Origin of the sequence: Hymenobacter caeli (assembly GCF_013294115.1) — a bacterium.
In the GTDB taxonomy this organism is placed as follows: Bacteria; Bacteroidota; Bacteroidia; order Cytophagales; family Hymenobacteraceae; genus Hymenobacter; species Hymenobacter caeli.
On sequence record NZ_JABSNP010000009.1, the window covers coordinates 36332 to 59795 of the forward strand.

Annotated in this window: 24 protein-coding genes; 15 read left to right on the forward strand and 9 right to left on the reverse strand. The window is 63.8% G+C overall.

The window, feature by feature from the left end; genetic code table 11:
* Nucleotides 1-124 precede the first annotated feature (124 nt).
* Nucleotides 125-1303, forward strand: a complete 1179-nt coding sequence (locus tag HNP98_RS10880; RefSeq protein ID WP_173810104.1) for a helix-turn-helix domain-containing protein — start codon at nt 125-127, stop codon at nt 1301-1303.
* On the opposite strand, the gene HNP98_RS21540 is transcribed toward HNP98_RS10880, so the two are convergent.
* Nucleotides 1296-2276, reverse strand: coding sequence for a DNA-methyltransferase (locus HNP98_RS21540; protein ID WP_217425733.1), 981 nt, complete (start codon nt 2274-2276; stop codon nt 1296-1298). The genes HNP98_RS10880 and HNP98_RS21540 overlap by 8 nt on opposite strands.
* Nucleotides 2277-2518: 242 nt before the next feature.
* Here HNP98_RS21540 and HNP98_RS22335 point away from each other — a divergent pair, with 242 nt between their 5' ends.
* Complete coding sequence (locus HNP98_RS22335) at nt 2519-3886, forward strand: ImmA/IrrE family metallo-endopeptidase (RefSeq protein ID WP_173810105.1); 1368 nt, start codon at nt 2519-2521, stop codon at nt 3884-3886.
* A gap of 11 nt (nt 3887-3897) precedes the next feature.
* Entirely contained in the window at nt 3898-4518 is a 621-nt protein-coding gene (locus HNP98_RS10900; RefSeq protein ID WP_173810106.1) for a P63C domain-containing protein, read from the forward strand.
* A gap of 94 nt (nt 4519-4612) precedes the next feature.
* On the opposite strand, the gene HNP98_RS10905 is transcribed toward HNP98_RS10900, so the two are convergent.
* From HNP98_RS10905 to HNP98_RS10935, 7 genes are read right to left on the reverse strand one after another with little or no spacing between them, the layout of a single operon-like run.
* A complete protein-coding gene (locus HNP98_RS10905) occupies nt 4613-5377 on the reverse strand; it encodes a DNA adenine methylase (RefSeq protein WP_173810107.1) in 765 nt (254 codons plus the stop codon).
* Nucleotides 5370-5762, reverse strand: coding sequence for a VRR-NUC domain-containing protein (locus HNP98_RS10910; protein ID WP_173810108.1), 393 nt, complete (start codon nt 5760-5762; stop codon nt 5370-5372). The genes HNP98_RS10905 and HNP98_RS10910 overlap by 8 nt, the downstream gene beginning before the upstream one ends.
* An 11-nt stretch (nt 5763-5773) precedes the next feature.
* Entirely contained in the window at nt 5774-6004 is a 231-nt protein-coding gene (locus tag HNP98_RS10915; RefSeq protein WP_173810109.1) for a hypothetical protein, read from the reverse strand.
* Nucleotides 5988-6743 (reverse strand): hypothetical protein, encoded by a 756-nt coding sequence (locus HNP98_RS10920; protein ID WP_317171096.1) that lies wholly within the window; start codon nt 6741-6743, stop codon nt 5988-5990. The genes HNP98_RS10915 and HNP98_RS10920 overlap by 17 nt, the downstream gene beginning before the upstream one ends.
* Complete coding sequence (locus tag HNP98_RS10925) at nt 6715-7743, reverse strand: hypothetical protein (protein ID WP_173810110.1); 1029 nt, start codon at nt 7741-7743, stop codon at nt 6715-6717. Before HNP98_RS10925 ends, HNP98_RS10920 begins: the two co-directional genes overlap by 29 nt.
* A 14-nt stretch (nt 7744-7757) precedes the next feature.
* Nucleotides 7758-8039, reverse strand: a complete 282-nt coding sequence (locus HNP98_RS10930; RefSeq protein WP_173810111.1) for a helix-turn-helix domain-containing protein — start codon at nt 8037-8039, stop codon at nt 7758-7760.
* A gap of 5 nt (nt 8040-8044) precedes the next feature.
* The gene (locus tag HNP98_RS10935; RefSeq protein WP_173810112.1) at nt 8045-8299 is read right to left on the reverse strand and encodes a hypothetical protein; all 255 of its coding nucleotides are present in this window, start codon (nt 8297-8299) and stop codon (nt 8045-8047) included.
* A gap of 219 nt (nt 8300-8518) precedes the next feature.
* Here HNP98_RS10935 and HNP98_RS10940 point away from each other — a divergent pair, with 219 nt between their 5' ends.
* The 10 genes from HNP98_RS10940 (at nt 8519) to HNP98_RS10985 (ending at nt 20971) form a co-directional block, all read left to right on the forward strand.
* Nucleotides 8519-9256: a S24 family peptidase gene (locus HNP98_RS10940; RefSeq protein WP_246275085.1), complete on the forward strand. Its 738-nt coding sequence runs from the start codon at nt 8519-8521 to the stop codon at nt 9254-9256.
* 830 nt (nt 9257-10086) lie between these two features.
* Nucleotides 10087-11883 carry a DUF4331 domain-containing protein gene (locus HNP98_RS10945; protein WP_246275086.1) on the forward strand — a complete coding sequence of 599 codons (1797 nt, stop codon included), beginning with the start codon at nt 10087-10089 and terminating at the stop codon, nt 11881-11883.
* A gap of 32 nt (nt 11884-11915) precedes the next feature.
* On the forward strand, nt 11916-15722 hold the full coding sequence (locus HNP98_RS10950) for a T9SS type A sorting domain-containing protein (protein ID WP_173810114.1): 3807 nt from the start codon (nt 11916-11918) through the stop codon (nt 15720-15722).
* 118 nt (nt 15723-15840) lie between these two features.
* On the forward strand, nt 15841-16059 hold the full coding sequence (locus HNP98_RS10955) for a PID-CTERM protein-sorting domain-containing protein (RefSeq protein WP_173810115.1): 219 nt from the start codon (nt 15841-15843) through the stop codon (nt 16057-16059).
* A gap of 253 nt (nt 16060-16312) precedes the next feature.
* Nucleotides 16313-16867 (forward strand): exosortase X, encoded by a 555-nt coding sequence (xrtX, locus tag HNP98_RS10960; RefSeq protein WP_173810116.1) that lies wholly within the window; start codon nt 16313-16315, stop codon nt 16865-16867.
* Nucleotides 16845-17327 (forward strand): XrtX-associated membrane protein, encoded by a 483-nt coding sequence (locus HNP98_RS10965; RefSeq protein ID WP_246275087.1) that lies wholly within the window; start codon nt 16845-16847, stop codon nt 17325-17327. Before xrtX ends, HNP98_RS10965 begins: the two co-directional genes overlap by 23 nt.
* Nucleotides 17328-17575: 248 nt before the next feature.
* Complete coding sequence (locus HNP98_RS10970) at nt 17576-18493, forward strand: TIGR01777 family oxidoreductase (RefSeq protein WP_173810117.1); 918 nt, start codon at nt 17576-17578, stop codon at nt 18491-18493.
* A gap of 11 nt (nt 18494-18504) precedes the next feature.
* Nucleotides 18505-19041, forward strand: a complete 537-nt coding sequence (locus tag HNP98_RS10975) for a GbsR/MarR family transcriptional regulator (RefSeq protein WP_246275088.1) — start codon at nt 18505-18507, stop codon at nt 19039-19041.
* A gap of 36 nt (nt 19042-19077) precedes the next feature.
* Nucleotides 19078-20211: an SRPBCC family protein gene (locus tag HNP98_RS10980; RefSeq protein WP_173810118.1), complete on the forward strand. Its 1134-nt coding sequence runs from the start codon at nt 19078-19080 to the stop codon at nt 20209-20211.
* Nucleotides 20204-20971, forward strand: a complete 768-nt coding sequence (locus HNP98_RS10985) for a class I SAM-dependent methyltransferase (protein ID WP_173810119.1) — start codon at nt 20204-20206, stop codon at nt 20969-20971. The genes HNP98_RS10980 and HNP98_RS10985 overlap by 8 nt, the downstream gene beginning before the upstream one ends.
* An 11-nt stretch (nt 20972-20982) precedes the next feature.
* On the opposite strand, the gene HNP98_RS10990 is transcribed toward HNP98_RS10985, so the two are convergent.
* A complete protein-coding gene (locus tag HNP98_RS10990) occupies nt 20983-21237 on the reverse strand; it encodes a hypothetical protein (RefSeq protein ID WP_173810120.1) in 255 nt (84 codons plus the stop codon).
* Between the two features lie 121 nt (nt 21238-21358).
* Here HNP98_RS10990 and HNP98_RS10995 point away from each other — a divergent pair, with 121 nt between their 5' ends.
* Both HNP98_RS10995 and HNP98_RS11000 read left to right on the forward strand, forming a co-directional pair.
* Nucleotides 21359-22126 carry a nucleotidyltransferase domain-containing protein gene (locus tag HNP98_RS10995; protein WP_173810121.1) on the forward strand — a complete coding sequence of 256 codons (768 nt, stop codon included), beginning with the start codon at nt 21359-21361 and terminating at the stop codon, nt 22124-22126.
* A 107-nt stretch (nt 22127-22233) separates the two neighbouring features.
* Nucleotides 22234-23367 carry a nucleotidyltransferase domain-containing protein gene (locus tag HNP98_RS11000; RefSeq protein ID WP_246275089.1) on the forward strand — a complete coding sequence of 378 codons (1134 nt, stop codon included), beginning with the start codon at nt 22234-22236 and terminating at the stop codon, nt 23365-23367.
* The last annotated feature ends 97 nt before the right edge of the window (nt 23368-23464 follow it).

Sequence of the window (23464 nt, forward strand, 5' to 3'; positions counted from 1 at the left end):
TGCCGGTTTTGTTCGCCTATTTTTATCGTCAGTAATAAGCGATTAAGACCAAAACCGCGTTTTTGATGCCTTGGCGCGTATATTCTATTTTGGAATACCCTGGTGCAAGTGGGCAGCTTGCGCGGTGAATTCTATCTACGACGCCCGCCACAAAAGCATTGTAAACCGTCTTACCGCTATTCGGACTGATGCCGGAATAAGCCAGACACAACTAGCCACCGCCCTGGAAATAGGGCAGTCCGATGTGTCGAAGGTAGAACAAGGCCAGCGGCGGCTAGACATCGTTGAGCTGGTGGAGTGGCTGGCCGCTCTGGAGTACGACCTGTTTAGTTTCTTGTCAGAGGTCGGGCTACTGGTGCCGCTAGCTCCTGCTGCGCCTGTTGTGAACGTAGCCAGTGAGTTCGTGCCCGACCCTGCGCATGTCGTGGCAGTGACTGGTGGCACTGAAATACGCCTGGTTGGCTCGGGTACACACCATGACATTGTGTTAGCAAATGCCGACATCGCCGGCTACCGGGCAGTAGAGGCCGAAGCGGTGAGGTTGTTCCGGTCGTTGAACGATGGTAGCCTAGGCTTGCAAAACCGTGAGGCTATCCGTGTGGCTTTGGATTTCGCCATTCGACGGTTGCCGCTGCTCAATCCAAGCGACGTTTACCGCCACATTATTTACCGGCTGTACGTGCGGGAGTTCTCGCTAAAATCACCCAAACAGAGCTGGGTGAGGGCTGGCGGCGAAGCGCTGGAACTCTTCATTGAGGACCTATACAAAAGCCGCCTGTTGAGTGAGGGAATCGAAGTAGAAGCCCTTATTGCCAAAGACCGGCGGCTAGCTGCGCTGGAAGAAATGGGCATATCCGACCGAGTGGGGGCCGCTAAGCTGGATATTGCGCTGTACGGTATTCACGAGGGGAAACGGTACATATTCGGCGGTCTGCACGTTAAGGCTTCACTAGCTGAACGAGTGACTGATGATGTGCCGTGCAGTGAAATAATGATGGCAGCGGGCTATTTCAGCGGCTTGTGGACGTTTGACGCGAAGGACCACCCACCGCGTAGCCTAGTGAATTACGGGGAGTTGGGCACTAGCCTCACTGGCAAGCCAACAGCTAAACGGCTTTACATCGAGCGTGATGGGTCGTTCAGCATCTGCTTTTGCTACAATACCCGCACCGCCGCTAGCTACCATAAAACGCCAAGCCAGCGTAGAATCGTGGTTTCTACGCTGGCTCCTGATAAAGACACGTTGCCGAGCGTGGTGCTGGCGGCGTGGCAAGATTTTAAAAAAGCTCGGGGCCTCAAATAAGGCTACTGAATAGGTCTGCTTCGGCGGTGGCCTTCTTCGTGCTCTTGCGCCTTTTCTTCTCTGCTGGTGCGGTGGGTGCTACCGCATTAGTGAGCGGGGCCTCGGCTTGTTTAATTTGGGCAGTTAGGGCTGGGGCCTCGGCTTTGATACGCTGTTCGATGATGTCAATACGGGTTGGGTCCAGTTCGAAGCCCAAGTAATTGAAGCCCAAACTAGCGGCGGCTACTGCGGTGGTGCCACTGCCCATGAACGGGTCGAGAATGATGCCGCTGGTGATGCCGCTGGCCTGAATGCACTTCACGGGCAGGTCTAGCGGGAAGGTGCTGGTGTGCGGGGTGCGGTTTACGTCGGGCTTGATGTCCCAAACAGAGGGCACCGGCGGCTGTACGGTGAAGGCGTGGCGCTCAGTCTTGGCGAATAGATAAATGGGCTCGTGTTTGCGATGCGGGCGGCGGCAGCGGCCTTCTGGCATGGCTTTCCGCTTGGCCCAAATAACCTCACCACGGTATAAAATTCCTGCATCACCGAGGGCAATAATCACGCGCAGGGGTAGGGCCAGCAGGTTGCCGTATTGGAGCCAGCCGGCTTGTTTTTCGATGAATGCCCGGCGGCTGCCCCGGTTTTTGGTGTAAGCAGAGTTATGTGGCGCAAGGCCTGTACCGTCGATGCCGAGGGTACTGTATTTCATGTCCTCTAGGCTCCAGTTTATCGGTGTGTTGTAGCTGTCGCCGATGTTCAGCCATAGCACCCCCTCCGGCTTCAGTACCCGCATTGCTTCCAGTAGCACGGTGGTAAGGTTCTTCACGTACTCGCGGGGGTCGGCTTCGGAGCCCAGACCAGCATCTCCACGCTGCCCCCAATAGGGCGGGCTCGTTACAATTACGTCCACGCAATCGTTGGGCATCAGTCGCATAGCATCTAAGCAGTCTGCCCGATGTACCTTGTTTACTTCCCACTGACCCAACTTTTCCATCTATTTCCTGCTTTAGAATACCATGTAAAAGTACGGACAACTAAATTCTTTAGCGGTAGGAATTCGCCTAGTAGCTGATGGCTCGAGTCGGCGCGTAGGCGCTAAGAATTGCAATGGTCTTTGCTGGTGGTTGTGGGCTAGCGGCGCGGCCTGCTCTGGCGGTGCTCCAGCTTTAGGCTCCCGGTTTTTTCTCGCCAGCAATAAGTCGGCATCATACAACCTGCTCCCCGTCAGGGCTAGCGGTGTCGTCGAAGTACGTCGCACTAGGCCGCCGGCAGTGGTACAGAAGGATATTAGATGCTGGTTTTGCCGATGCAATCCTGCATTTTTTTTCTGCAAAAGCCTTGCTTTGCGCTCTGGATGCAATACATTTGCCGATGCAATACTGCATCACTCGGCTGCAATCACTGGCAATGGACGACAAGTATAGAGAGGTAGATGCCCTGCTAGGTGGCTTGTTTCCATCCCAGAATCTCCGCGAACTTTTTGATTATAAAGTACAGGCGCTCGGCGTCTCTCCTACGACTGCTGCCCGCATTATGGGTATGCAGCTGCGGGCTTTGAACGGGATTTTGAGCGGTACCCAGAAAGTCATTGATATTACCGTTATCGGTAAGTTGGCAAATTTTCTACAGGTGCCCCGTGAGAAAATTGTCAGCCTCTACTTGGACGCTGTGGAAAAGCACTTCCCGATAAATACTATCTCGGCGAAGAAAATAGAATTCATCAAGGCCAATTTCGACTTGGCGGCGCTACGCAAGGCGGGTTGGATTGACAACATTACCGATTTCGCTCACATCGAGCAGAAGCTAACTGCCCGTCTGGGGCTGAAATCGGTACTGGAGTATCGCAAGCCGGCCGTCGATGTAGCATTCTGCGTGGGTACTTACGAGCCTAAGAACGAACTCACGCGGGCGGTATGGATTAGGGCCGCGCAGGCCTGCTTTGCAGAAATTGATAACATGTACCCGTATGACCGGGCGGAGCTTATCAAGATTTTTCCGCGCCTGCGGTGGTTTACTACCAATGAGGAGCACGGGTTGGCGGAAGTAATCCGGTTGCTGCACCGGGTGGGGGTTACAGTGGTACTGCAACCGCCGTTACCCGGTTTACAGCTGCGTGGAGCCACATTCAACCATGATGGCAAGCCCGCTGTCGTGATTACCGATTTCGTCGGGTTTTATTCGACGCTGTGGTTCGCGCTGTTTCACGAGCTGTTCCACGTCCTGTTTGACTGGGACGATATCAAGGTGAATCAGTACCATGTAACCGACGATGAAAATCAGCAGCTGTCGGTTCAGGAACGGGAACAAGAAGCAAACAATTTCGCCAGCGAGTATCTGTTTTCCCGCGAGAAAGTTGAGCAGGTAAAGCCTTTCCTGCACGATGATGTGTATGTGGCCCGGTTTGCTGCCGACCACCAAGTGCATCCCAGCATCATATATACGCAGTGCGCTTTCGCTATGCCCAAGAGCCGTTCGGCCTGGGCGCTGGCCCGCAAGCACTCACCTCCGGCCAGCCGTTCCATCGTTGAATACGGCTTTGCTCTCGAAAACGGTGGCCTTATTGCTGAATTGACCAAACCCCTCAAATCTTCCTTATACGTTTAGTTGTCGACCTGATGAAAAAGACTACGCAAAAGCCCGAGGAATTGAGTAGCCCGGCCACCGTGAGCACTCAAAAACCAAAGGAAGTTTCCAAGCAGTCCAGGGAGCAGCAGCTGCTGCTAGCCGGAATGCTGATTCTGGGTGCCGACGAGCAGGCAAAGCAGGCGCGAGAGCTGAAGCGCAAACGGGAGCAGACAGTTATTGAGCTGCATAGCGGTTTCAAAATAACTATTGGCGAAATCAACGCCATCGTCTGCGGTAACCCTTCGGACTATCTGCCGATGTTTCCGAATAACATCCCCTTTTTCTCGGAAATAAACCGGCTGTCCGAAGTCAAATTCGACCCGACAGAATATATCAAACCTGCGTTTGTTGGGGAAATAATCTGCGAAATAATTTACGGCAGGTATGACAAGTCGGTGTTACCTGCGTTGCGGGCAGTAAATCCTGCTTACATCAACGGGATAAGGCCGCGCAAACTTTATCATTACCTCACCCCAGAAGGCCTAGCTTTGCTGGCCCAATACCGTGATGAGGCTATTGAGGTTATGAAATCGTGCAACACCATGTACGAGTTCAGGCAGAAGCTTTTTAAGCAGTACGGTGTGCCATATCAGATAAAAGCGATTGAGTAGAATTTCGCCGCCGGCAACGAGGTGTTGGGAAATGCTTCGGGGCGTCAATCAAGTGTAGCCGGATAACCGGCTAGCCTGACGGGGCTGCCTGTGGTCAAGTACCGCCGTACTTAGCTGCCTCGTCGTGGGTGGCGGTGGTGGCCATGGCGAGCAAAGCGGGGTGGGTCTCCTGCATCAGTTCCTGTAGAATGTGTTGGCGCTCGTGGGGTTTCAGCTCCTTCCATCTGGCTACCCATCGGGCGGCCTTGCGTTTGATGTATTCCCGTTCGCGGTAGTCGTTGCCGGCAAAGCGGACATCGTGTAGCACCTCGGGGCGGGCGTAGTTGTAGAAAAGCCACTCGGTGGCCATGCCTTGGCGCGTCTGGCTTTGGAACTCGGTTCGGTTCCAGTGGCTCAGCTGCTCGGCATAGCGTTGGTTGGGGTAGGTTGAAATCAAGCAGTCGACGCGGAGGAACCGGACGGCAGTAAGAAATTCCTCGTGGTCGCGTTCGGTCATTTCGTGCGTGTAGCGCAGTTCCCGGCTTTTGCGGCTATCGAGGGGGTAGGGCGGGTCGCAGTAGACGACTACCCGGCCGAGGTCGGGGCGCTTTAGCACGGTGGCCAGGAAGTCGAGGGCGGGCAGGTTGTAGAGGTCGAGCCGGGGCCCTAGCCGGGCCTCGCGCCACTGGTCGATGATGAACGGGTCGAGGTCGTTGGCGATGACCTGGGCGGGCCACTGGATTTGACGGGTCAGGGCGCAGTTTCCCAGAAAGGGAATTATCAGCGTGTCGTGGGGCCGGACGTGGTTGATAATCTTCTGGTAGGTGCCGCTGCTGCCCTTGCCGCCGTAGTACGTGCTGATGGTAGGGAACTTAATCATGGCGGTGCTGCAGGTGAAGGCCGCGGCCCTCGAATGACTGTTGGAACTGGGCAAAATCGTAGGTGACGAAGGCTACGCCGCCGGCTTGCTTCAGCTCATTGAGGAACTGCTTCTGGTCGTCGCGCAGGGTGTCACGCCCTGCTTTCACTTCGACGCCCACGAATACCCCGTCAGCAAGGCGAAAGCCGATAATATCGGGCACGCCGTTGCAGCCCTGGGGATTCTTCCGCCAGCGGCCGGTTGCGGGGTCGTAGATGCCGCTGGTGTTCTGGCGCCATACCTTGAAGCCATGTCTGGTGAGGTAGGCAATGATGGCGCTGGTAATCTCCCCGGCCTTCAGGGTGCCGAAGTCTAGCGGCAGCTGGTCGTGCTTTTTGGCAATCATGGCAAACTGCGTCAGGGTTTGGTGGTGAGGGTGAAGGCCCCGCGCCGCACGGCCTGGGCCACTTCGTCGGAGTCTGCGTAGTATTCGTGCTCGAACTCGGCGGCTCGTTTGGTGCGGCGGGCCTGCCAGGTGCCGTTTTCGGTGCGGCTGCCGCCCGTCACGGTTCGCACCCGGTAGATGCTGCCGCAGGTGGCCAGGTAGTAGCAGGTGGTAGTGGCGGGCCTTTTAGTCGCGGTTGCCATTCATCAGCCGGTTGTTTTCCTCGCGGTGCTGCTTGTCCATCCGCTTCTGCGCTTCGGGGCCCGCTTTCCAATCCTTGCGGGGCTTGCGCTCGGTGGCCTTGCGGGTTTCGGCGCGCTGGCGCTCGGCTTCCTCGGGGGTAATGAGGCCGCGGCGGGCCTTTTGGTTGGTGATGGTGAGCTTCTGGCGCAGGCCTGCGGCGTTGGGGTGGTCGGCGGGAATCTGCTGGGCCACGTTTTCGAGCATCCGGGGGGCGGCATCGCCGAGCAGCTGCACGTCCTGGGCCTGCCGGCTGACTCCGGCGGCTTTCCGGTCGAGGTGCCGGTTTTCGAGGTAGGCCGCTTTGCGGTCGAAATACTCCGTTATCAGCCGGTAAATGGTGCTCACGTCGAGCGACTGGTAGAACTTGGTGCCGTTGGTGCGGGCCTCCTTCAAAGCCAGAATAAAATCCTTGATGCTGTCGTGGGTGTAGGTCTCGGCTAGCGTGTCGGCCAGCTCCAGCAGGTCGGCCACGTCGGGCTTCTCGGGCACCCGGAGCGAGTCGACGAAGGCCCGCAGTATCATCACCAATAATTTCACGACCTCCCGCTGACCTATCGAGCGGTTAAGCTGGAAAATCTTGGGGGCGGTAAGGGCGACTTCGCGGGTAAGGCCCACGCTGACATCGGCCAGCATCTCGCGGATTTCGGGCGTAGTGGCGCGGGCCAGTTCCCTAGTCGTAGCGGCTGCTACGGTAGCCACTAGCAGGGCCTCCGGGGTTTTTCTGGTCGGTGCTACCCCCGTCGAAGCGTTGGACGTTGGGAGCGAGTTTAAGGCGATTGTCGGCTGCATCGTTGAGCATGAATCTTTGGGCGGTAGCAATCCAGTCTTTGCGTTCGGGGGGGAGGCCGGTTTTCTTATCGCGCCACGTCGATACCATCTGGTGGTAGTGGCGCAGGTCGGCCAGGGCGTAGTCGGTGCCTTCGAAAGCGGCGGCGAAGGCTTCGGGCGTGGCGATGGCCGACTGGCTGAATGGCAGCTCTGGAAGCGGAGCACGCCGGCGCGGCTCGTCGGGCCTGGCGGTGGCAGCTGCGCGGATGGCCTCGGCCTGCACCCCTTTTTTCTTTAGCGCAACTTTCTTTTTTGGGGCTGTGCCAGGGGCCTGCTGGTAGTCGTCGGCCGAATCTTCGGCCAGCCCTGAAAGTCCCTCGTTGGCCGGCGAAGCCACCCCTATTTTTTTTGGGGCGGCGGCGGCGGTGCCGTTTACTACTACAGGAGGTTTGCTATTAGTACCACGTTTAGTAACTATAAGGAGTGGTTGGGTCACTTCTGGCCCCGATGCGGATTTTACCTGGGGCACTTCCGGGCCCGGTGCGGGGTGGTCACCTGGGGCAGATGTGCCCTCGCTGTGGTCGTTTTCATCGGGGGCAGTTGTGCCCCCGGTAGGATGGTTCACCGGGGGCACAACTGCCCCAAGTAAATCCGACATGAAACAGCGGCTGGGCTGGTACTTCGACCTGCTGGGCTGGTAGGCCAGGAGGCCCCAATCTTCGAGGTCGTACAGCGTGGCGCGGTAGGTCTTGATGCTGCCGATGTGGGCGGCGCTCATCAGGTGGTCGTGGTCAAGCTCCAGCGACTCGGGGAAACGGTTGGCGTTCCATTCGAAAAACAGGGCCCAGTACAGGCTGACATGGAAGGGCGTGGCGGCCCGCTGCCGGGTCAGCTGCTCGTGGGCGGCGCGGGTGTGCTGGATGAAGTTCATGGGCAGCCGCTGCGCTAAGCCGGGCGCTGGTAGCGCAACGGGTAGGCTTCGACCACGGAGCGGCGGAATCCAAATGACTTTTCATTGCGGCGCACGCCTTGCAGGCGGCCGGCGCGGCGGGCCACGCGCACGGCTTCGGGCGTGATGCCCAATAGGGCGGCGGCCTCGTCGGTGGTCAGGATGTCGTCGGGGCCGGCGGTGGTGGCCACGCCGGTCTGCTGCTGGGCCTCCAGCCGTTCGAGCCGGTCAATGACTGCCCGCCATTCGTTTTCGGGGATGATGAGAACGGCTTGCATGGCGACTATGCGGCTAGCTTGGCGGCACGCTCTTTTACCAAGGCGCGGCGCTCGGTTTCGGCCTCAGCGGCGGCCAGGAAGGCTTCTACCAACTCCTTCTTCGCGCTGCGGCCGGTGATGACCTGATACATGGCCGACTTGCTGACCTTGATACCCGCCTCTGCCAGGGCCGCAATGGCGTCTTTCACGACGGATTGCCCAGGCCCTAGTTTATCCAGGACTTTTTGCAATTCGGTGGGCTCTTTGGTATTCTGTTCCATATCCGTGTGTATTTTGGTGGTAATTGTGTATCTTTGTGTAGACCACAAAGCCATATTGACACGAAGATACACTTATCATAGTGCGAATGTTGCACCTCAGTACACGTTTTTATGGAAGCAAACGCCAATGTGTCTGACCGTATTCAAGCGATTCTTAAACATTATGGCTTGAATGCCAATAGTGTTACGGCTCGCCTAGGCTACTCCACAACCAGCAAAATGTATAAGATTTTGCAGGGTGCCGAACCTAGCTTTCCTACTCTGGTAGACTTCTTAAAAGAGTTTCCTGACATCTCCAGCGACTGGTTGATGCTGGGGAAGGGGCCCATGTTGCGCGGTGAGGCTGCCGATGCGGTGGCTAGGCTGGTGATGCCGCAGCGCGCCATGACCAGCACGGAGGTGCTGACGGTGACGGTAGATTCGACGGGTGAGGAAAATACCCTGCTCGTGCCGCTAACCGTGCAAGCCGGCTACCCCGGCCACTTCAACGAAGCGGTATATCTGAGCGACATGAAGCCGTACCACCTGCCGGGTTTCGAGCGGGGTACCTACCGGGCGTTCGAGGTGGAAGGGGTGAGCATGTCGCCGACCTTCGGCCACCGCGACATCGTGGTGTGCTCCTACGTGGACCGCTGGGACCTGCTCAAGCCTTGGGAATGCTACGTGGTGGTGACGGCCGAAAACCTACTGCTCAAACGCATCGGTGCGGTCATCACCGACCGGCGCGGCTCGTTCGAGCTGCACTCTGATAATTCGGGCTACGACTCTTACCGGCTGCCGGTGGCCGACTTGATGCAGCTGTGGCAGGTACGGGGCTACATCTCGACCAGCATCCCGGCCCGCCCGTCCACTTCGCCCCACACAATGGAGCGGCTGCAAGAGGTAATTGAACTGCTCGGGCACGACTACCACGAGGTGCGGAAATTTCTCGAAGAAAGCGCCCGTGAGCGGGCCTAGCCGGTACGGTGGGCGTGTCTATTGGTGTGGTTCTTATTCTAAATCGCCCCACTCAGCGCCCCCCTACTTTATCGGGCTCGGTTGCTTGTCTTCGTATCGTGTTGATAGATAGTTGATTGTTGCATTTGTACTTGATGGGTAATTACTTGCTCTGGGAGTAAGGAAATGGTGGTGCCGCTGAGGAAGCCCCCCGTGCCCCGGCGCGGGGGGCTTTTTGCCGTTTGGCCGGGGGCGATGCGCCCAGCCGGGGGCCGCCGCCCCCCCCGCGCCAACGCGGGGGCGAACGGGCCCGGTTGCCGCGGGAGCCACCGGTTTACCGGCCTTTGGAAGCCCCGGTTTTAGCCATATATTACTGATTACCTGGATATAAAGCTGTGCTAGTGTCGACTCAACGGATTATGCTACTATTTATTTTAAAAATAACTGATTACATAAAATCCAAGATGCATCCTGTTTCGTAGGCAATAATATCCCCTCTAAAAGGAACTTATCACGTCGCCCTCACCGCAAGCCTGGTCGCCCGACCGCGCTACCCCGGCCGGGCGACGACGCACTCCCCGCGCTACTCTTTTGCCTTTGCCTGGCGCGGTGCGCCGGGTCCCGAGCCTTTTGACTGCGCTGCTACTGCCGGCGAGATACAAGCTTGCCGCCGTCTTTCCAACGGCGGTTGATTGCCCCCAATTCCCCGCGTTACCCCAACTGAAATGGCTTGCTTCCGGGCAGGCCTGGCCGCGCTTTGCCGCTCCTCCGGGTTGCTCGTCAGCGGGCCGGGGGGCGATAGTTACTTGTTCGTTGGTTTCCCTCCCATTTTCCCCTCTCCCTTTTCCCTTATGAAAAGTTTTACCAAACCTCTCATGTGGTTGGCTGGGGCTGGTGTCGTCACGTTGTGCTCCGTGTGGAGCACCGTGCGGCACACGCCCCTCGAAGCCAGCAGCCACCGCGAAGCGCCGCTCATCGCCGACGACCCGCTGGCCGACAACACCGACGTGTACGCCTTCGTGGACCCCAACGACGCGAACCGGGTGGTGCTGATTGCCGACTACATCCCGTTCCAGCTGCCCCAGGGCGGCCCCAACTACTCCACTTTTGGCGAGAACATCCGCTACGAGATTCACGTCAAGAACAAGAGCACCACGAACGGCGACGACGTAACGTACCGGTTCACCTTCACCCGCACGAACGAGGACCCCAGCACTTTCTTTAACGTGCGCCTGGCCAAGCAAAACCTTAAAACCACCTATACGTGCGAGAAGAGCACCAACGGGGGCGCATTTACCGCAATCGTTTCTAATGGTGTGGTGCCCCCCTACAACATCGGGCCGCGCTCCATCAATACGGGCGTGGGCCTGAGCCAGCCTTCGTACACCACGCTGCGCCAGAACGCCGTGACCGCCGCCACCGGTGGCGGCGGCGAGCAGGTGTTCTGCGGCTCGTCCGACGACCCGTTCTTCGTGGACCTCGGGGCCGTGTTTGACCTGGCCGGCCTGCGCATCAACAAAGGGGCCCGCGACGGATTGGCCCGCTACAACGTGCATTCCATCGCGCTGAGCGTCCCGATTGCCACGCTGCAAAAGGATGGCAAGGCCGTGTCGGCCGCCACCAGCATCCTCGACGGCGACTACGTGATTGGCGTGTGGGCCTCGGCCAGCCGCCCCACGCTGCGCACGCTGAGCGCCGTGGGGGCCCCCACCACCGACAACGCTACTTACGTGCAGGTGTCGCGCCTGGGCATGCCGCTCACCAACGAGGCCATCAACCCCATCGGCGACAAGGACGCCTGGAACCGCACCACGCCCTACGCCGAGGCGGCCATCACCGATGCCTACCTCTCCAACCCCGAGCTGGGCCTGTACATGGACGACTCGCAGTTTGGCGGCGCGGTGCCCGCCCTGGCGGCCTTGCGCATCCAGACCAAGTCGCTGGCGGGCTTCGCCGGCTTGCCGGCCGCCGGTTTCGACTTCCGCAACGGGAAAAGCGGCCTGTACCCGCTCAAGGGCAGCGCGGCCGTGAAGGGCACGGCCCTGGACGACGCCGCTTTCGGCAACTACCTGCTGGTGGCCAACAGCCCCCGCTCGGTCGACCTCAAGCCCATTTTCCAAGTTGGCGTGCCCAACCTGCCCCCTTACCAGCTGGCCACCGGCAAGGCCGGTAACCCCCTGGCCCCGGGCAAGCCGTTTGTGAACAACTTCCTGCCCCTGGGGGCCAACGTGAGCGGCAACCCCGGCGGCGACATGCTGCGCCTGAACATGGCCGTGCCCGCCACCCCGCGCAACTCGCCCGACTTCAGCAACCAGGGCCTGCTGGCCGCCGCCGTGCTCGGCCTCACCGACCCGCGCTACAACGGCAGCACCGCCATCCAGAACATCCCCAACATGGACGGCTTCCCCAACGGCCGCCGCCTGGAGGACGAAGTGGTGAAAATTGAGTTGCAAGCCGTCAGCGGCGCGGCCCTGGCCGCCATTGGCCTGTGGTACGACGACTACACGCCCACCAGCGCCTCGCCGGTGACGCCCCAGCTGCGCGGCGTGCTGAGCTTCGCCACGGGCGTGGAGAAGAACGACACGACATTCCGCGCCGCCTTCCCCTACGTGCAGACGCCGTGGGAGGGCTACCGCATCCGCCGCTAACGCATTTTCTCACCCCGATTTATCCGAAGAACATGTCTTCTAAATTTATACCCAAGTTCCTGCTGGTGCCCGCCGTTGCGGCGGCGGCGGCGGTCGGGCTCTCGGTGTGGAGCACTGCCCACACGCCCCTGGAGGCCAGTAGCCACCGCGAAGCCCCGCTCATCGCCGACGACCCGGTGGCCGACAATACCGACCTCTACGCGTTCAAAGACCCCAACGACGCGAGCAAAATTGTCATCATTGCCAACTACATCCCGTTCGAGCTGCCCCAAGGGGGCCCCAACTACTCCACCTTCGGCGAGAACGTGCGCTACGAGGTGCACGTGAAAAACGACGGCACCAAGGCCGGCGACGACGTGACCTACCGCTTCACGTTCAAGCGCGTGAACCAGGACCCCACCACGTTTTTCAACATCCGTTTGGGCGCGCAGAACCTGAAAACCACCTACACCTGCGAGAAAAGCACGGACGGCGGGGCCACGTTTACGGCCATTGTGAGCAACGGCGTGGTGGCCCCCAACAACATCGGGCCCCGCTCCATCAACACGCCCGTAGTGGGCCTGGGCCAGCCTTCGTACACCGACCTGCGCCAGAGCACGGTGACCAACGCCACCGGGGCGGGCGGCGAGCAGGTGTTCTGCGGCCCCGCCGACGACCCGTTCTTCGCCGACCTGGGCGCCATTTTTGACCTGGCCAACCTGCGGCCCGCCGGGGCCCCCGACGGCCTGTCGCACAAAAACTGCCACTCCATCGCGCTGAGCATCCCCATTGCCACGCTGCAAAAGAACGGCAAGGCCGTGTCGGCCGCCACCAGCATCCTCGACGGCGACTACGTGATTGGCGTGTGGGCCTCGGCCAGCCGGCCGGCCATGCAAACCTTCAGCGCCAGCACCGGCAACGGGGCCAGCGGCGACTACGTGCAGGTGTCGCGCCTGGGCATGCCGCTCACCAACGAAGTCATCAACCCCATCGGCGGCAAGGACCGCTGGAACGCGCTGACCCCTTACAACGAGGACGCCAAGACGGACGACTACCTCTCCAACCCCGAGCTGGGCCTGTACGTGGACCAGCGCCTCTTCGGCGGGGCCGTGCCGCAACTCATCCCGCTGACCGTGCAAACCAAGTCGCTGGCGGGCCAGCCCTTTCTGGGGGCCTCCTTCCCGGGCTTCGACTTCGGCAACACGCAGTCGGGTTTGTTTCCGCTGAAGGGCAGCGCGGCCGTGAAGGGCACGGCCCTGGACGACGCCGCCTTTGGCAACTACCTGCTGGTGGCCAACAGCCCCCGCTCGGTGGACATCAAGCCCATTTTCCACACCGGCGTGCCCAACCTGCCCCCCTACCAGCTGGCCACGGGCAAGACGCAAAACAACCCGCTGACGCCGGGCAAGCCGTTCATCAACAACTTCCTGCCGTTGAGCGCCAACGTGAGCGGCAACCCCGGCGGCGACATGCTGCGCCTGAACATGGCCGTGCCCGCCACCCCGCGTACCGTCAACGGCCAGCCCAACCCCGAGTTCAGCAACCAGGGCCTGCTGCAAGCCGCCGTGCTGGGCCTGACGGATTCGCGCTTCGCCGGCACGGGCATCCAGAACATTCCGAACATGGACGGCTTCCCCAACGGCCGCCGCCTGGAGGACGCCGTGGACCAGATTGAGCTGAAAGCGGTGGGCGGCCTCGTGCTGGCCGCCATCGGTCTGTGGTACGACGACTTCACGCCTGCCAGCACGTCGCCCGTGACGCCCCGGCTCGTGGGCGAGCTGACCTTCACGACCGGCGTGGAAAAGAACGACACGACCATCCGCGCGGCCTTCCCCTTCGTGCAGACGCCCTGGATTGGCACCGGTGCCGCCAGCGGCCCCACCGACGTGCTGACCATCCCGAACCTGACGGTGAGCACGGCCATGCCCGTGGAAGCCGGCACCTACAACAACGTGACCATCACCGGCTCGGGCGTGGCCGCGTTCAACGGCCCCATCGTGGTGAACGGCACCCTGACCGTGCAGACGGGCGGCGTGCTGAACACCCGCGGCGTGCTGGCCACCAACTGCATCCCCGTGAGCGGCCCCGGTAGCTTCGTGCTGCAACCCGGCGCGACGCTGCGCATCTGCGACGCCGCCGGCATCGCCGCCACCGGGGCCACCGGCTCCATCCAGGTGAACGGCACGCGGACCTTTGCGCCCGACGCCACCTACGAGTACAACGGCCTCGATGCCCAGATGACCGGCACGGGCCTGCCCAGCCAGGTGCGCAGCCTGACCGTGAACAACGGCGCGGGCCTGACCCTGAACAACGGCGGCGTGAAGGTGGTCCAGACCCTGGCCCTGACCAACGGCAACCTGACCACGAGCACCAGCCAGCCGCTGACGCTGCTCTCGACGCCCACCGCCGGTACTGCCCTGGTGGTGAACACCAACGGGGCCGTGACGGGCCCGGCCACCATGCAGCGGGCCATCGACCCGGCCTTTAACCCCGGCCCGGGCTACCGCCACTACAGCTCGCCGGTGGCCAGCACCACGCTCGACGACCTGGGCACCAACACGCCCGGCTTCACCCCGATTTTCAACCAGGCCTACAACTCGGCCGGGGCCAGCAGCGGCAGCGTGACGCCCTTCCCCAACGTGTTCGGCTACGACCAGGCCCGCGTGACCAGCGCGGCCAACGCCACCAGCGCCTTCGACATGGGCTTTGTGGTGCCGATGGGCAGCGACCCGATGGGCGTGCTGAGCGGCTACGTGGTGAACATCGCGCCCCCCGCCGTGGTGGACCTGACGGGCACGCTCAACAACGGCCCCCTGGTCCGCACCAACCTGACGCGCGGCACCCAGCCCCAGAGCGGCTGGCAGCTGCTGGGCAACCCCTACCCGTCGCCGCTGGACTTTAGCCAGCCGGGCGGCGTGACGCGCAACAACGTGGACGACGCCATTTACGTGTACCAGAGCACCGGCCAGTACGTGGGCCAGTACCGCAGCTACGTGAACGGCGTGGGCAACCCGCAGGTGGCGGCCATGCAGGGCTTCTTCGCCCGGGTGAGCGCCGGCCAGACGACGGGCAGCTTCGCCTTGAATAACGCGGCCCGGGTGACGACGTTTGCCGCCACGCCCAGCTTCAACCGCGGGGGCACCGAAACCCGCCCCTTGGTGAACCTGAAGCTGCAAGGGGCCCCGCTGCTGCTGGCCGACGAAACCTACGTGTACTTTGAGCAGGGGGCCACCGCCGGCTTCGACGCGCACTACGACGCCTACAAGCTGCCCAGCTCGTCGGGCCTCAGCCTGAGCAGCCTGCTGGCCAGCGACCTGCTGTCGGTGAACGGCCTGCCGCTGCTCACCGGGCCCACGGCCTCCACCACGGTGCCGCTCGACGTGCAGGTGCCCGCCACGGGCAGCTACACCCTGAACGCGGCCAGCGTGCTCAACTTCCCCGCCGGCACCAAGGTGCTCCTGCTGGACGCCCAGACCGGGGCCCGCATCGACCTGGCGCAGCAGCCCGCCTACACCTTCACGGCCGCGTCGCTGGCCATGCCGGGCCGCTTCAGCCTGTACTTCGGGCCCAGCGCGGTGCTGGCCACCACCAACGCGGCCCTGGCCGAGCAGGTGCAGCTGTACCCGAACCCGGCCCACGGCAGCTTCACGCTGCTGCTGCCCGCCGCCCTGGGCCGCACGCCGGTGGCGGCCACGCTCTACAACCAGCTGGGCCAGGTAGTGGCGCGGCGCACGCTGCCCATGACGGCCGCCGGGGCCACCGCCCAGTTCGACGTCAGCAGCCTGGCCCTGGGCGTGTACACGCTCCAGCTCCAGTCAGGCGACGCCAAGGTGACCAAGCGCGTGATGATTGAGCGCTAGGCCCCTGGCGGCTCAACCGCCCCGGCCGTGCCAATCGGCCGGGGCGGTTGAGCCGCCATTGGTGGCATCAGAAAGAGTGTTTTTCTTTTAAAAACTTTCCCTTTAACTTTCCTCCCCGATGAAAAAACATACCCTTCGCCTCGTGTACGCCACCGCCGTGTGCGTGCTGTGCGCCACCGCCAGCGCTTTGGCCCAGCCCGGCTCGGGCGGCCCCACGCCCACGTCGCCCCCCACCGCCGTGCCCATCGACGGCGGCGCTTCGCTGCTGCTGGCCAGCGGCGTGGCCCTCGGCCTGAAAAAGCTCCGCGACCGCCGCCGCGCCCAGCGCGCCCGCTAGGCCGCCGCCGCCCGCGTACCGGCCTTCCTGAGCGAAGCCTGTGCTGCCACCGCTGTGCTTGGTTTCGGGGCCCCGCCCGCGATACCCGGCGCTGCCTGGCGGTGCAGGCTTCGCCGCGCCGGAGCCGCGCGGGTGATTAAGTTGTTCGTTAGGGGTTGTCCGTAAGATTATTGATTAACAACTGGCAATGGGTGGCAGACGACCCGTTTCCTTTTGCCTGCTAATTCGTCGCGTATCGTTTTACTTGGTATTTATGCTTCTTCGTTCCTACGTGCCGGCGCATCCGTACTGGCGGTTTTTGCTCACCGGGGCCGGGCTGGCCTTGCTCTGGTGGGTGGGCTACGAGCACTTGCTGGGCCCCGACGGCCGCCTCGACCACGCCCTTTCCCGGCACGTGGCCGGCGCGGCGGCGGGGGCCCTGCGGGCGGCCGGCTTCGCCGGGGCCACCGCCCCCCACGACCCTACCCTGGTCACCCTGGCCGGCGACCCGGCGGTGCTGGTCGGCGACCCGTGCAACGGCCTGGCGCTGTACGCGCTGTTTGCCGGGTTTGTGGTGGCGTACCCGGGCAGCCTGCGCCGCAAGGCGTGGTTCATTCCGCTGGGCGTGGCGGCCGTGTACCTGCTCAACGTGGCCCGCGTGGCGGCCCTGGCCCTCAACCACGCCTACTGGTACCACACCGTCGATTTCAACCACCACTACACCTTCACGTTCGTGGCCTACGCCGCCATCCTGGGCCTCTGGCGCTGGTGGGCGCACCTGGGCACGGACATTGGCCGGCCGTCGTATGAGCCCGGGTACGTCGCGTAAGGCCGTAGCGCCCGCGCCGCAGCGGGCCCGCTGGCCCCGGTGGCTGGCCCTGCTGGGGCTGGCCGGGCTCTTGTTTTTGATGGGGGAATGCGACGAGGCCATCTACGCGGGGCTGGCGCGGGGCTGGCACGGGGCGCTGGCCGTCGTCGGCCGCGCCGACTGGGCCGCGGCCGGCTCCACGCCGGGCCTCAGCCAGCACGGCTGGCCGGTGGCCATGAGCTACCGCCTGCTCTACTTCGGCCTCAACGTGCTCACGCTGCACGTGCTGCTGCGGGGCCGGGGCACCCGGGCCATCACGGCCGGCTACGGGGCCGCGCTGGTGCTGTGCCTCGCGCTGGTGCTGGGCGGCTACGCGGCCCACCTGCCCTGGCTGGCCAGCCAGGGCCACCTGCTGCTCGGCATCGTGTGCTCGCCCCTGGCCCTGATGCTGATCTACGGGTCGGCTGCCCTCGGCCAGTAACCGGCCGCTCGCGCCGCGCTGCGCCGGTAACGCTAGGCGGGAAGGCAGGCCGCCCCGGCGGCCTGCTGGCGCTGAAAAGCGAAGCCGTGAACCCGCGGCTGTAGGCAGCGCCCGCTGGGTTGGTTGGAGCCTAAAAAATAACTTCCACAAGTTTCAATAATTATTGAAACTTGTGATACATTTGTCCTGCCCGAACGGAGCGCGCCGGAACACACCGGCCCGCGGCTACCGGCCCGGGGCAAGTGCGGATGCTAACGCCTAAACTGGTCATTGCCGGCGGCAACGGGTTCCTGGGCCGCCACTTGCGGGCGCACTTCGAGCGGCTGGGGTACCGGGTGGTTGCCCTCGGCCGGGGCCCCGGCGCGGGGTCCGACTACGCGCAGTGGGACGCCCGCACGCCGGGGCCCTGGGCCGCCGCGCTGGAAGGCGCCGACCTGCTCGTGAACCTGGCCGGCCGCACCGTGGACTGCCGCTACACCGCCGCCAACAAGCACGCCATCCTGGCCAGCCGCGTAGACAGCACCCGCGTGCTGGGCGAAGCCGTGGCGGCCTGCGCCCGGCCGCCGAAAGTGTGGCTCAACTCCTCCACGGCCACGATTTACGCGCACACCGCGGGCGACCGGCCGGCCAATACCGAGGCGGCCGGCGTCATTGGGGACGATTTTTCGACGGGGGTGGCCATGGCCTGGGAGGCGGCCCTGGGGGCCCGGCCCACGCCCGGCACGCGGCGGGTGGCGCTGCGCACGGCCATCGTGCTGGGGCCCGACGGGGGCGCGTTTCCGGTAATGGCGCGGCTGGCCCGGGTGGGCCTGTGCACCCCGCAGGGCAGCGGGCGGCAGTGGGTGAGCTGGCTGCACGTGGCAGATTTTTGCCGCGCCGTCGAGTTTCTGGCCACCCAAACCGAAGCAGACGGGGCCTTTAACCTGTGCGCGCCCAACCCCGTGCCCAACCGGGAGTTCAACGGCTTGCTGGGCCGCGCGCTGCGGCCGCTGGTGCGCCTGCCGCAGCCGGCCTGGCTGCTGAAAATCGGCGCGTTTTTCCTGCGCACCGAAACCGAGCTGATTCTCAAAAGCCGCAAAGTGTACCCGCAGCGCCTGCTGGACTTGGGGTTTCAGTTTGAGTACCCCACCTGCGCGGCGGCGGTGGCAGAGTTGCTCAACGCCTAACCTACCCTTATATGAACCCTACCGACAACCCCGTCCCCGCTCTTACCCTGGCCCAGGCCAAAGCGCAGTTCATTCACACCTGGGGCGTGTCGGGCGCGGGCTGGGGCGTGAGCAAAACCCTGGCCCAGATGCACGCGCTGCTGCTGGTGAGCCCCGGGGCCCTGAGCACCGAGGACCTGATGGAGCAGCTCACCATTTCGCGCGGCAACGCGAGCATGACGGTGCGCGAGCTGCTCGATTGGGGCCTGGCCTACAAGGAATTGCGGGCCGGGGAGCGGCGCGAATACTTCGTGGCCGAGAAAGACATGCTGCAAGTCACGCGCTGCATCATCCGGGCCCGCAAGCGCCGCGAGCTGGACCAGATGAAGCGCAGCCTCGACCAGCTCGCCGCCCTGCCCGGCGACGCGCAAGACCCCGATTACCGCGCCTTTCACACGGCCCTGACCGATATCCAGCAGCTGGCCGGCGCTTCCGATAAGCTGCTCACGCGCCTCATGCAGGCCGAAAAAAGCTGGTTCTGGGACAAGTTCCTGAAGCTGTTCATCTGATACCGACTGCCATTTCCTTACCTTTTTCCTTGCCCGATGGATTCCTTGGAAAATACCCCGCCGCCCGCCCCCGATCCGGCCCCCGCGCCCCTGGCCGACTCCCCCGAATCTGAAGCGCAGCCGGGCCCGCCCGCTACCACCTGGGATGCCGTGCGCAGCAATGCCTGGGTGTGCGCGCTGCTGGCCGTGCTGGGCACGGGCGCGGTGGGCTGCGGGCTGATGTGGATTTCGGTGGGCGTATTCCAGTCGTACGGCGTCACCGTGTTCTGCTTTTCGCCCGCGCTGTGCAGCTTTTTGGCCATCATCTTCTACAACTGGGCCCGGCCCGACGAGCAGCGCAAGGGCATCGCCTCGATGGCGGGCATCGTGGTGGGCGTGCTGGCCGTGGGCAGCGCCCTGCTGCTGCTGGTGGCGTCGGGGGGCGAAGGCTTCATCTGCATTCTGATGGCGCTGCCGTTTGCCTTCGTGCTGGCCTTGGTGGGGGCCCTGGTGGGGCAGGCCGTGGTGCCCGCCGTGGCTCGGCGGCCGCACCCGCTGCCGGTGTTCGCGGTGGCCGTGCTGCTCTACCCGCTGGCCCAGGGCTACGAAACGGCGCACCCGGCCCCGGCGCTGCCCCGCCTGGTGGTCACGCAGCTGGTGGTGGCGGCCCCGCCGGCGCGGGTGTGGGCGGCCCTGCTCCAGCCCACCGACTACCCGGCCGTCACGGGCCTGTTCCGGGCCGGGGTGGTGTACCCGGTGCGCACCGAGTTTGCCCAGGCCGGCCGCGCCCACGGGCCGCGCACGCTCGTCTGCCGCTACTCGCAGGGCGTGGCGCGGCTGCCGGTGGTGGGCTGGGTGCCCGGCCGGTCGCTCACGTTTGCCGTGCCCGCGCCCGACATGCCCGCCCCCATGCACGAGCTGAGCCCGTACCCCAGCATCCACGCGCCGCACCTGCACGGCTACTTCCAGGTCGACAGCGGCACGTTTCGGCTGCGGCCGCTGCCGGGCGGGCGCACGTTGCTCGAAGCCCGCACCGTGTACCGCCACAGCATCGGGCCCCAGTTCTACTGGCACCTGTGGAGCGACTACCTCCTCGACGCCATGCACCAGCGAGTGCTGGCCACGCTCAAAGCCCGGGCCGAAGCCGCCCCCGCCCTCGCGCAAACCACCGCCCGCCCGCGCCATGACTAGTGCCCCGCTGAGCAGTTGCCCACGGGCCCTGGGGGCCCCACGGCCGCTGGGGCCCCCAGTGGCCACCTACCAGCCGGCGCGGGTGCAGGCCCGGTTCGATGCACTGGCCGCCACCTACGACTGGGCCGCCTGGCTCTCGGGCGGGCTGCTGGGGCGCTGGCGGGCGGCCCTGGTGGCGGCGCTGCCAACCCCCAGCGGCCCGCCCCGCGTGGTGGATCTGATGGCGGGCGGGGCCGAGCTGTGGCCGCCCTTGCGCCGCCGTTTCGGCCCCGGCCTGCGGGTGGCCGCCGTCGATTTCTCGGCCCCCATGCTGGCGCGGGCCGCCCGCCGCCGCGCCAGCCCCGCGCTGCGCCTGCACCTGGCCGACGCCCTGGCTACGCCCTTGCCCGCGGGCCGGGCCACGGCGGTGGTGTGCGCGTTCGGCCTCAAAACACTGGCCCCCAGTGCTTATTCCTGCCTGGTCGCCGAAGCCCGGCGGCTGCTCCAGCCCGGCGGCACCCTGGCCCTGGTGGAGCTGGCCCTGCCGCGCACGGGCTGGCTGCGGCCGCTTTTCAACGGGTACCTGCGTGCCCTGCTGCCCGTGCTGGCGTGGGTGCGCCCCGCCGCCGCCGCCCACGCGGCCCTGCTCCGCTACGCAGCCCAGGGCCCCGCCGTGGCCGAGCTAACCGCCGCTTTGGCGCAAGCCGGCTTCGTGGCGGTGCGGCAGCGGCGCCTGTGGCCAGGCTGCGCGGTGCTGGTGACGGCCCGAAAAATGGCGTAGCGGGCCCACGCCTATACGTCATCAAATTCGCCGGTTTTCGGGTTGAGTACCAGCCCGAGCCGGTCGGCAAACTCGTCCACCAGAAAAGTCTCGCCGGCCGCCAGCGCCGCGTCGATTTCGGTGGCTTCATCGTCCTCGAAGCACGTGCCGCCCGCGTCGAGAATGCGCAGGAGGCTGGCGCTGTGCTCGTCGGCCCCCAATTCAATACAGCCCTGGCTTTCGGTCCAATAGGTCAGATGGGGATATTTTTTAGAAAACTTGCTCATCTGAAAAAATGCTTGTTGAATCCGATTAGGAATTAACCGTTGTGTTCATTTGCCGTTCGCGCCGCCGAAATATGGTGGTTAATCCCTAAATAGCTTCGCCTTTCTAACCGAACTGCTACCCATGACTTCCCGCATCCAAACGGCCCTGGCCCAGCTCGAAGCCACGCACGGCATCCGCATTCTGTATGCCTGCGAGTCGGGCAGCCGGGCCTGGGGGTTTCCCTCGCCGGATTCGGACTACGACGTGCGGTTCATCTACTGCCACCCGGCGGACTGGTACCTGACGCTGGATGAGGGCCCCGACACGCTGAATTTCCCGGTGGACGACGAGCTGGACCTGGCCGGCTGGGAGCTGCGCAAGGCCCTGCGGCTACTGCGCAGCAGCAACGCGGCGCTGTTCGAGTGGTTGCAGTCGCCGGTGGTGTACCACGAGGCGCTGAATTTTCGGGCTCGATTGGCCCCGTTCCTGCCCGGCGCGTTCAACCTGAAAGCGGGGCTGCACCACTACCTGGGGCAGTTGCGGCGCGGCGTAGCGGAAGACCTGGCGGGCGACGAAGTACAGCTAAAACGGCTGTTCTACGCCCTGCGCGCGGCGCTGGCGGCCCGCTGGATTCGGGAGCGACACAGCGTGCCACCGATGGAATTCGCACCGCTGCGGGCGCTGCTGCCCGGGGCCCTGGCAGCCGATGTGAACGCGCTCTTGCAACGCAAAGCCCAGGCGAATGAGAAGACAATGAGGCCCCAGCCCACGGCGCTGCTGGCGTTTCTGCAGCAGGAGCTGGCGGCGGGGCAGGCGGCGCGTGAGGCGTTGCCAGTGGCGCACAACGGCCGGTCCGGCGAGTTGGATACGCTGCTGCGTGCCTTGCTGCGGGAGGCATTTGCAGGGTAAGCCGGCGGGGGCAGGCGGCTCAGGGCCGGCGCGTTGGCGCGGGCGGTTTTGCGCTGGGGCTGGCGGAGCGGCCAATCAGTAAATTCTGCGCTACGGCGGTGTTGCGCATGCGCTACTTTCGCCTGATGATCATTGCCGATTTGCGCCGCCGGGGCCTTATTTTGTTTGAAGCCGTGAGCGGCAGCCGGGCCTATGGCACCGACTTGCCGCATTCGGATACCGATTTGAAGGGTGTATTCGTGCTGCCGGAAGACCAGTTTTTTGGGCTGGACTACGTGCCGCAGGTGGCGAATGCGACCAACGACGAGGTGTTTTACGAGCTGCGCCGCTTCGTGGAACTGCTGCTAAAAAACAATCCCACGGTGCTGGAGCTGCTGGGCACGCCGGCCGACTGCATTGTCTACCAGCACCCGCTGTTTGCGCAGTTCAGGGCCCCGGACTTTCTTTCCCAGCTCTGCCGGCAGAGCTTTGCCGAGTACGCCGTGGCGCAGATTCGCAAGGCTAAGGGCCTGAACAAGAAGATAAACCACCCCGAGCCGCCCGCCCGCAAAGCGGTGCTGGACTTCTGCTACGTGACGGTGGGCGCGGGGGCCCAGCCCGTGGGCCCGTGGCTGGCGCGGCAGGGCCACGATGCCGCGCAGTGCGGCCTGGCCAACGTACCCCACCTGACGGACCTCTACGCCCTGTTTGTGGACGAAACGCCCGGCCAAAGCCTGGGCTACCGGGGCTTGGTGCGCGACGCGGAAACGTCGCAGGACGTGCTGCTCTCGGCCGTGTCCAAGGGGGAAGCGCCGGTTGCCTACCTCTCCTTCAACCGCAACGGCTACAGTACCTACTGCCGCGTGTTTCGGGAGTACTGGGACTGGGTGGCCAAGCGCAACGCCGAGCGCTACCAGAACACGGTGCAGCACGGCAAAAACTACGACGCCAAGAACATGCTGCACGTGTTCCGGCTGCTGCAAATGGCCGGTGAAATTGCCGAAACCGGCCAGCTGCACGTGCGCCGCCCCAACCGGGAATTCCTGCTGCAAATCCGCCGGGGCGAGTTCGAGTACGAGGCCCTGGTAGCCGAAGCCGAGCAGCTGGTAACCCAAGTGGAAGCCGCCTTTGCCGCCTCAACCCTGCCCGCCGCTCCCGACCGGGACGCCGCCGAGCAGCTGCTGGTGCGGGTGCGCCGGGCGTTCTACGAAGCCGCGGCTCCGGCCGGACCCGCGGTGCCCGGGGCCCCCATTACGGACTAATGTTACGCGACGCTCAGTAGCGCGAACTTTGTAGTTCGCGTCCCCGTGCCCTCAAAGCCATTTTAACGGCGCGGGAACGCGAACTACAAAGTTCGCG

Excerpts from the sequence above, each read along its gene's own strand:
- HNP98_RS21540 (WP_217425733.1), bottom strand. The coding sequence starts at position 2,276 with ATGGAAAAGTTGGGTCAGTGGGAAGTAAACAAGGTACATCGGGCAGAC.
- HNP98_RS10900 (WP_173810106.1), top strand. The coding sequence starts at position 3,898 with ATGAAAAAGACTACGCAAAAGCCCGAGGAATTGAGTAGCCCGGCCACC.
- HNP98_RS10905 (WP_173810107.1), bottom strand. The coding sequence starts at position 5,377 with ATGATTAAGTTCCCTACCATCAGCACGTACTACGGCGGCAAGGGCAGC.
- HNP98_RS10910 (WP_173810108.1), bottom strand. The coding sequence starts at position 5,762 with ATGATTGCCAAAAAGCACGACCAGCTGCCGCTAGACTTCGGCACCCTG.
- HNP98_RS10915 (WP_173810109.1), bottom strand. The coding sequence starts at position 6,004 with ATGGCAACCGCGACTAAAAGGCCCGCCACTACCACCTGCTACTACCTG.
- HNP98_RS10925 (WP_173810110.1), bottom strand. The coding sequence starts at position 7,743 with ATGAACTTCATCCAGCACACCCGCGCCGCCCACGAGCAGCTGACCCGG.
- HNP98_RS10930 (WP_173810111.1), bottom strand. The coding sequence starts at position 8,039 with ATGCAAGCCGTTCTCATCATCCCCGAAAACGAATGGCGGGCAGTCATT.
- HNP98_RS10935 (WP_173810112.1), bottom strand. The coding sequence starts at position 8,299 with ATGGAACAGAATACCAAAGAGCCCACCGAATTGCAAAAAGTCCTGGAT.
- HNP98_RS10940 (WP_246275085.1), top strand. The coding sequence starts at position 8,519 with ATGTATAAGATTTTGCAGGGTGCCGAACCTAGCTTTCCTACTCTGGTA.
- HNP98_RS10945 (WP_246275086.1), top strand. The coding sequence starts at position 10,087 with ATGAAAAGTTTTACCAAACCTCTCATGTGGTTGGCTGGGGCTGGTGTC.
- HNP98_RS10950 (WP_173810114.1), top strand. The coding sequence starts at position 11,916 with ATGTCTTCTAAATTTATACCCAAGTTCCTGCTGGTGCCCGCCGTTGCG.
- HNP98_RS10955 (WP_173810115.1), top strand. The coding sequence starts at position 15,841 with ATGAAAAAACATACCCTTCGCCTCGTGTACGCCACCGCCGTGTGCGTG.
- xrtX (WP_173810116.1), top strand. The coding sequence starts at position 16,313 with ATGCTTCTTCGTTCCTACGTGCCGGCGCATCCGTACTGGCGGTTTTTG.
- HNP98_RS10965 (WP_246275087.1), top strand. The coding sequence starts at position 16,845 with ATGAGCCCGGGTACGTCGCGTAAGGCCGTAGCGCCCGCGCCGCAGCGG.
- HNP98_RS10970 (WP_173810117.1), top strand. The coding sequence starts at position 17,576 with ATGCTAACGCCTAAACTGGTCATTGCCGGCGGCAACGGGTTCCTGGGC.
- HNP98_RS10975 (WP_246275088.1), top strand. The coding sequence starts at position 18,505 with ATGAACCCTACCGACAACCCCGTCCCCGCTCTTACCCTGGCCCAGGCC.
- HNP98_RS10980 (WP_173810118.1), top strand. The coding sequence starts at position 19,078 with ATGGATTCCTTGGAAAATACCCCGCCGCCCGCCCCCGATCCGGCCCCC.
- HNP98_RS10985 (WP_173810119.1), top strand. The coding sequence starts at position 20,204 with ATGACTAGTGCCCCGCTGAGCAGTTGCCCACGGGCCCTGGGGGCCCCA.
- HNP98_RS10990 (WP_173810120.1), bottom strand. The coding sequence starts at position 21,237 with ATGAGCAAGTTTTCTAAAAAATATCCCCATCTGACCTATTGGACCGAA.
- HNP98_RS10995 (WP_173810121.1), top strand. The coding sequence starts at position 21,359 with ATGACTTCCCGCATCCAAACGGCCCTGGCCCAGCTCGAAGCCACGCAC.
- HNP98_RS11000 (WP_246275089.1), top strand. The coding sequence starts at position 22,234 with ATGCGCTACTTTCGCCTGATGATCATTGCCGATTTGCGCCGCCGGGGC.